The following is a 6,895-nucleotide window of genomic DNA, read 5'->3' as shown; positions in this document are numbered from 1 at the left end:
GCTTCCTCGCGCTACCTCGGCATAGTCCGCCAGCGGCCTCTGCCCTCGGAACGCTGCTCGGTTCCTCCTCGCCGCTCGGCAAAGCGTGCAAGCCCGCTCTGCTCTCGCTGGCAGCGTCGGTTGTGAACAAAGAGAACCAGAAAACCGACGCAGCAGCCGAGTGCCGTCGAGCTTGCTCGAATGGCCGAGGCGCCAGGAGGAAGGCGAAGCCAAACTTTCTGAGATGCTTGCATCTCTTGAGCCTGCCGGATACCCTTGTCTTTGATCTTTTTGGGCCGGGCGATAGACCGCTCTATTACTCCTCAGTTCGACCTCGCGCCCACCCCCCGAGCGGCTTCGCCGCTGGGCGCGGAGGTCGGCGGTTCTAAAGAACCGCATAAAGAGCTGTCTATTGCCCCGGCCCAAAGAAAACGCAATGCAAGAGGACTGCGGAGCCTAAGGATTAGGGTAATTACAGCCCGGAAAGCCCCTGTGGGGCCTTTCTTTTCAAAGAAAGAACAGTCACTCACAGTAGGGTAGAAAAACGAATGATTAAACAATAAAAAACAGGAAAAATGCTTTACCCGTTAAAATTCGGCCCCATTTATAAAGAACGGATATGGGGCGGTCGTAAGATAGAGACCGCATTCGGCAAGCAACTGCCCGCCGGAGAGAAAATCGGCGAAAGTTGGGAGCTGTCCGGTGTGGACGGCGACATTTCCGTCGTCGTCAACGGCAAACTCAAAGGGAACAACCTGCAAGAGCTGATCGAGATTTATATGGGAGATTTGGTAGGAGATAAAGTGTTCGAGAAATACGGCGAAGAATTTCCCCTGCTGATCAAACTCATCGACGCCGCCGACAACCTCTCGATACAAGTACACCCCGACGACAAGCTCGCCGCCGAACGGCACCATTCATTCGGCAAGACCGAGATGTGGTACGTGGTGGGGCACGAGCCCGGCGCCCGGCTCTATTTAGGCTTCAACCAGCCCGTCGATCGGGAGAAATACCTCGAATACCTGAACGCCGGGAAATTGGCAGACCTCCTAACCGCATATCAAGTGCAGGACGGCGACTCCTATTTTATTCCCGCCGGCACCATTCACGCAATCGGTCAAGGGCTTCTGATCGCCGAGATACAGCAGACCTCGGACATCACCTACCGCGTATTCGACTGGAACCGCGTCGATCCCAAGACCGGGAAAGGACGGGAACTGCATACCGAGCTGGCCCTGGACGCCATCGAATACAAAGCCAGGACTGATTACAAGACCGTTGCCGCACCGAAAGCGAACGCCCCGGTGACCCTCGAGAAATGCCCTTATTTCCAGACCAACTCGCTGGCCGTCGAAGGGACAGTAGTGCGGGATTACGCACCGCTCGACTCGTTCGTGATCTACATCTGCCTCGACGGTTCCCTGGAATTGACCTATGAAAACGGAACCGAGACCGTCAGGAAAGGAGAAACCGTGCTCATTCCCGCAGAATTGAACGAAATCACTCTGCACGGCAGGGGAAAAGTGCTGGAAGTATATATACCCTAACACCTCTTCCGGATAAATACATCGAAATCAGGTTCGCAGCGCCGGGACTTTTTTTTACGGCCTCAGGTTGGAAGTCGGGAAAAAATGGCTACCTTTGCCCCGCTTCTAATTAATAGACCGTATAATTACATGAGCAACTACATCGACACCGAAAAGAAACAGGAACTGTTTCAGAACTACGGCAAATCCGCAACCGACACCGGATCGGCCGAAAGCCAGATCGCGCTTTTCTCGTACCGGATCGCGCACTTGACCGAACACCTCAAGCAGCACAAACACGACTACAACACCCAGCGGGCACTGCTCAGACTGGTAGGGAAACGGCGCAGCATGCTGGATTATCTGGTGAAGACCGACATCGAACGGTACCGTGCGATCGTCAAGGCACTGGGGCTGCGCAAGTAAGTGCAATAAATAAAAATAGGTGCGTCCTATTTTTCACGTTATGGGAACGGCGGTTTCTTTGCCATCGGCAAAGAAACCGCCGTCTTTTTTACGAAACACGGGCTTTATGCGTTTGCACGGCCCGTTTTTTTTGTATCTTAGCCCCAAATTTTCAAGGCAAAAACAACATAACCCATGTATTACAACGCAACCCAAAAGAACATCGAGCTCAGCGGAGGACGCACCATCGAGATCGAGACCGGCAAGCTGGCCAAGCAGGCCGACGGCGCGGTGGTGGTGCGGCAGGGGAACACCATGCTGCTGGCCACCGTCGTGGCCGCCAAAGACGCCAAAGAAGACGTCGATTTCATGCCCTTGTCGGTAGAGTATAAAGAAAAATATGCCGCCAACGGGCGGTTCCCCGGCGGATTCCTCAAACGCGAAGCGCGACCCAGCGATTACGAGATCCTGGTAGCGCGGCTGATCGACAGAGCGCTGCGGCCGCTGTTCCCGAGCGACTATCATGCAGAAGTTTTCGTGACCGTCACGCTGCTGTCCGCCGATCCGGACATCCAGCCGGACGCGTTGGCAGGATTAGCCGCATCGGCGGCGCTGGCCGTGTCGACCGTTCCGTTCGGCGGGCCGATCTCCGAAGTGCGCGTGGCCAGGATCGGCGGACAATTCGTCATCAATCCCACCTTCTCGCAGATGGAAAACAATGTCTGCGACTTGGATATTATGGTGGCGGCGACCGTCGATAACATCATGATGGTCGAAGGCGAGATGAAGGAGGTTTCCGAAGCGGTGATGCTCGACGCCATCAAATTCGCACACGAAGAGATCAAGAAACAGTGCCGGGCCCAGATCGAACTGATGCAGGAAGTCGGGACGACGGAAAAACGCACCTACTGCCATGAACAGAACGACTGGGAGCTGCGGGATGCCGTGGCGGCGGCGACTTACGACAAGGTGTACGAAGTGGCCAAGAGCCAGCTGCCGAAACACGAGCGCAGCGACAAGTTCGACGAAATTCTGGATCAGTACTTGGCCGAGTTTGCCGAACAGAACGGCGAAGAAGAGCGGGCAGCGAAGGAAAGTATGATCCGGCGGTATTTCCACGACTACGCCTTGAAGCCTGCCATGCGGAACATGATCTTGAACGAAGGAGTTCGCCTGGACGGGCGGAAAACCACGGAAATCCGGCCCATCTGGTGCGAAGTGGGCTACCTGCCGGCACCGCACGGATCGGCGATCTTCACGCGCGGCGAAACACAATCTTTGACCACCGTCACGCTTGGCACAAAACTTGATGAAAAAATGATCGACGACGTGCTGAGGGAAGGGAGCGAACGATTCGTTCTGCACTATAATTTTCCGCCGTTCTCGACCGGCGAGGCAAGACCGGCCAGAGGGCTGTCGCGGCGCGAAATCGGACACGGGAACCTGGCGCTCCGGGCATTGAAGCCCATGATTCCGGACGAAACGGAATGCCCGTATGCCATTCGGGTCGTTTCCGACATCCTGGAATCCAACGGCTCATCGTCGATGGCGACCGTTTGCGCAGGGACGCTGGCCTTGATGGACGCCGGGGTGAAGATCAAGAAACCGGTTTCGGGGATCGCCATGGGGCTGATTGCAGAGGGCGACCGGGTGGCCGTACTGTCGGATATTCTCGGCGATGAGGATCATCTGGGCGATATGGACTTCAAAGTGACCGGGACGGCCGACGGGATCACCGCCACTCAGATGGACATCAAGGTGGACGGACTCTCTTATGACGTGCTGGCCGCCGCCCTCGAACAGGCGAGACAAGGGCGGATGTATATCCTCGGGAAACTGACCGAAACCATTGCAGCGCCGCGGGCGGATTACAAACCGCACGTTCCGCGCATGGTACAGATCACGATTCCGAAAGAATTCATCGGCGCCGTGATCGGGCCGGGCGGCAAGGTGATCCAGGAAATGCAGAAAGAGACCGGAACCACGATTACCATTACCGAAGAAGGTGAAATCGGGAAAGTCGACGTCTTCGGAGCCGATAAAGACGGGGTAGAGGCAGCCATCGCCAAGATCAAGGGGATGACAGCCGTGCCGGAGGTCGGGACCGTTTATCACGGCAAAGTCAAGACCATCGTCGCCTTCGGAGCATTCGTCGAAATCCTGCCGGGGAAGGACGGTTTGCTGCACATTTCGGAAATCGCCCATCGCCGGTTCGAGACCATGGAAGAGACCGGAATCAAAGAAGGGGATATGATCGACGTCAAACTGATCGGCGTCGATCCCAAGAACGGCAAACTGAAACTCTCGCGTAAGGTTTTGATCGAGAAATAACAGTAAAAACCCACCGCTGTCGTTTCGGAAGAAATGGAATGAAAGAGAGAAAAAACAGGAAAAACCGAGGAAAAGCGTAAAAGAAATTTTTCGCCGGTACTAAAGAATTTTCCGAACAAATTCGTAACTTTGCGTTTCACCGGATAGAGCGGATAGAAAACAAATAAAAACCAATTAAATAACAATTAACTGATTATGAGAAAGTTTTTAAACGTCAGCCTCGCGGTTATCGCTGCGTCGGCTCTTCTCACCAGCTGTAATTGCTTCAGCAAGATGATGAAGAAGACTGCACAGGGTATCACGGTAACTTGCGCTCCGGAAGTGGTTACACTGAAAGGGGACAACGCTGTAACGACCGTTACGGTGAACATCCCGGCCAAGGTATTCCACAAACAGGGTGTGCTTAAAGTGACCCCGGTGATCGTATCGGCCATCGACGGCAGCGAATACGCCGGCCAGCCGAAATTCCTCCAGGGGGAAAAGGTACAAGACAACTACACCGTAATCCCTTACTCAGGCGGCTCGTTCACCATGGACGTCGCTATTCCGTACAACCCGTCGATGCGCCTGTCTCAGTTGGTGCTCAGGGCAGAAGCCAAATGTCTGAAAGGCGGCAAGAAGATCAAGAACTTCACCGAATACAAAACCCCGATCGTGGTGGCAAACGGGGTCAGCTCGCTGCAACTCATGGCAGATAATTATGCCAAGGTGGCTATCGCCCCGGATGCTTTCCAGCGCGTGACCAACATCTCGGAATCGGCCAAGATCATGTTCGCAATCAACCGGGCCAATGTACGCTCGACCGAACTCTCCAAAGACGACATCAAAGCGTTGGAAGACTTCATCATCGCCAACTCGGGCGACGCGAAAAAGACCGTAGGGGATGTCTATACGCAGGCTTATGCTTCGCCGGACGGCCCGCTGGCGTTCAACGACAAACTTTCCAAAGACCGCGGTACTTCGACCCAGAAAGCCGTAAGCGCTAAATTCAAGAAAGACAAAGTACCGGCCGGAACCAAGTTCGACGTCAATGCAATGGGCGAAGACTGGGAAGGCTTCAAAGAACTGGTCGAAGCTTCGGATATTCCGGACAAGGCGCTGATTCTGCAAGTGCTGTCGATGTACAGCGATCCGCAGGTGCGCGACCGCGAAATCAAAAACATGAGCGCAGCGTTCAAGGTGTTGGCAGATAAGATTCTGCCGGAACTGCGCCGCTCGAAAATGACCGTCAATGTTCAGGTCGAAGGGCTGACCGACGCCGAACTCCGCGAAGCGGTAGCTACGGACATCAACAAACTGAACGTCGAAGAAATGCTGTTCGCAGCCACCTTGTTCAACGACAACGCTACCAAAGCGCGGATCTACAAGACTGCTGCCGAAAAATACAACTGCTACCGCGGGTATAACAACCTGGGAGTTGTGCTGGCCAACGAAGGGAACTATGCAGGCGCTAAGGCTGCTTTCCTGAAAGCCGCTTCGCTGAACAACACCGACCCGAACGTCATCAACAACCTGGGTGTCACATTCTTGGCAGAAGGCAAAAAGGCAGACGCTGCCAAATTCTTCGCCGCTTCGTCAGCTCCGGAAGCCAAATACAACAAAGGACTGGTTGAATTGGCAAACGGGAACTACGCTGCTGCGGCTCGGACGCTGGACGGGTACAACCAGGCTCTGGCTGAACTGCTGAACGGCAACGTGGCTAAGGCTAAACAGCAGCTGGCAGGGATGAACACCTGGCGTGCCAATTATGTGAAAGCTGTGATTGCAGCTCAGGAAGGCGACGCGAATGCTCTGGTTTCCAATCTGAAAGCTGCGATCGCTCAAAATCCGGAAGCTGCGAAACTGGCGGCTACCGAAGTGAACTTCTACGAATTCTTTGAACATGCTCAGTTCGTGGAAATCGTGAAAGTGAAATACAAAATGAAACACTAACGGTTTGGCGACAGACCGCTTCAGGTAATCTTCCGATATGCCCGACACGTTCCGACGTGTCGGGCATATCGTTTTATCGGGGGTGCGATTTAGGTATTTGAGCGTACCGCCCGATTCTCGATTATGCGTATCTTTGCACACGTGAATATGGCACAGCAGAATAAAATATCGATCAAAAACAAACGGGCTGCGTTCGACTACGAGATCCTCGAAGAGTGGGTGGCGGGAATCGTGCTGACGGGTACGGAGATCAAATCGGTGCGGATGAACAAGGCGAGTTTGGTGGATTGTTATTGTTTCCTGCATCGCGGGGAGCTGTTCGTGCATGGGATGAATATCGCGGAGTATCACTGGGGAACGTACAATAATCACGAGCCGAAACGGGATCGCAAACTGTTGCTGAATCGCAGGGAGATCAACAAAATCGAGCGGGCGTTGCAGGACAAGGGGCTGACGGTGGTGGGGCTGCGGTTGTTTGTCAATGATCGGGGGCTGGCGAAGTTGGTGATCGGTCTGGCGCGGGGACGCAAAAAGTATGACAAACGGGAAAATCTGAAGGAAAAGGATGCCAAACGTGATATGGATCGCGCTATGAAACGCTAACTTTAAACCGTTCGTTTATTTCATTACCCTATGTTTGAGGGTACTGTTCTCTTTGTGAACAAAGAGAACCAGAAAAACTTTTTGAGATGCTTGCGCATCTCTTGAGCCTGCCGGATACC

Annotated in this window: 5 protein-coding genes; all 5 read left to right on the top strand. The window is 54.0% G+C overall.

Features of this window, described 5'->3' with window-relative positions:
• The first annotated feature begins 554 nt into the window (after window positions 1–554).
• Window positions 555–1,526, top strand: coding sequence for a type I phosphomannose isomerase catalytic subunit (locus Q0Z93_RS09260; protein WP_298064834.1), 972 nt, complete (start codon window positions 555–557; stop codon window positions 1,524–1,526).
• 129 nt (window positions 1,527–1,655) lie between these two features.
• The gene (gene rpsO, locus Q0Z93_RS09255) at window positions 1,656–1,931 is read left to right on the top strand and encodes a 30S ribosomal protein S15 (RefSeq protein ID WP_298064832.1); all 276 of its coding nucleotides are present in this window, start codon (window positions 1,656–1,658) and stop codon (window positions 1,929–1,931) included.
• A 174-nt stretch (window positions 1,932–2,105) separates the two neighbouring features.
• Complete coding sequence (gene pnp / locus Q0Z93_RS09250) at window positions 2,106–4,241, top strand: polyribonucleotide nucleotidyltransferase (protein WP_298064831.1); 2,136 nt, start codon at window positions 2,106–2,108, stop codon at window positions 4,239–4,241.
• A gap of 195 nt (window positions 4,242–4,436) precedes the next feature.
• Window positions 4,437–6,173, top strand: coding sequence for a tetratricopeptide repeat protein (locus Q0Z93_RS09245; RefSeq protein ID WP_298064829.1), 1,737 nt, complete (start codon window positions 4,437–4,439; stop codon window positions 6,171–6,173).
• A gap of 147 nt (window positions 6,174–6,320) precedes the next feature.
• Complete coding sequence (smpB, locus tag Q0Z93_RS09240) at window positions 6,321–6,776, top strand: SsrA-binding protein SmpB (RefSeq protein WP_298064828.1); 456 nt, start codon at window positions 6,321–6,323, stop codon at window positions 6,774–6,776.
• Window positions 6,777–6,895: the final 119 nt, after the last annotated feature.

It is taken from the genome of uncultured Rikenella sp., from assembly GCF_947628055.1.
Lineage (GTDB): Bacteria > Bacteroidota > Bacteroidia > Bacteroidales > Rikenellaceae > Rikenella.
The sequence above is the reverse complement of the archived record's forward strand: the minus strand, read 5'-3'. Positions and strand labels throughout refer to the sequence as shown.

Bases quoted from the DNA above. Each gene is read 5' to 3' on its own strand.
- Q0Z93_RS09260 (WP_298064834.1), top strand. From the start codon at position 555: ATGCTTTACCCGTTAAAATTCGGCCCCATTTATAAAGAACGGATATGG.
- rpsO (WP_298064832.1), top strand. From the start codon at position 1,656: ATGAGCAACTACATCGACACCGAAAAGAAACAGGAACTGTTTCAGAAC.
- pnp (WP_298064831.1), top strand. From the start codon at position 2,106: ATGTATTACAACGCAACCCAAAAGAACATCGAGCTCAGCGGAGGACGC.
- Q0Z93_RS09245 (WP_298064829.1), top strand. From the start codon at position 4,437: ATGAGAAAGTTTTTAAACGTCAGCCTCGCGGTTATCGCTGCGTCGGCT.
- smpB (WP_298064828.1), top strand. From the start codon at position 6,321: ATGGCACAGCAGAATAAAATATCGATCAAAAACAAACGGGCTGCGTTC.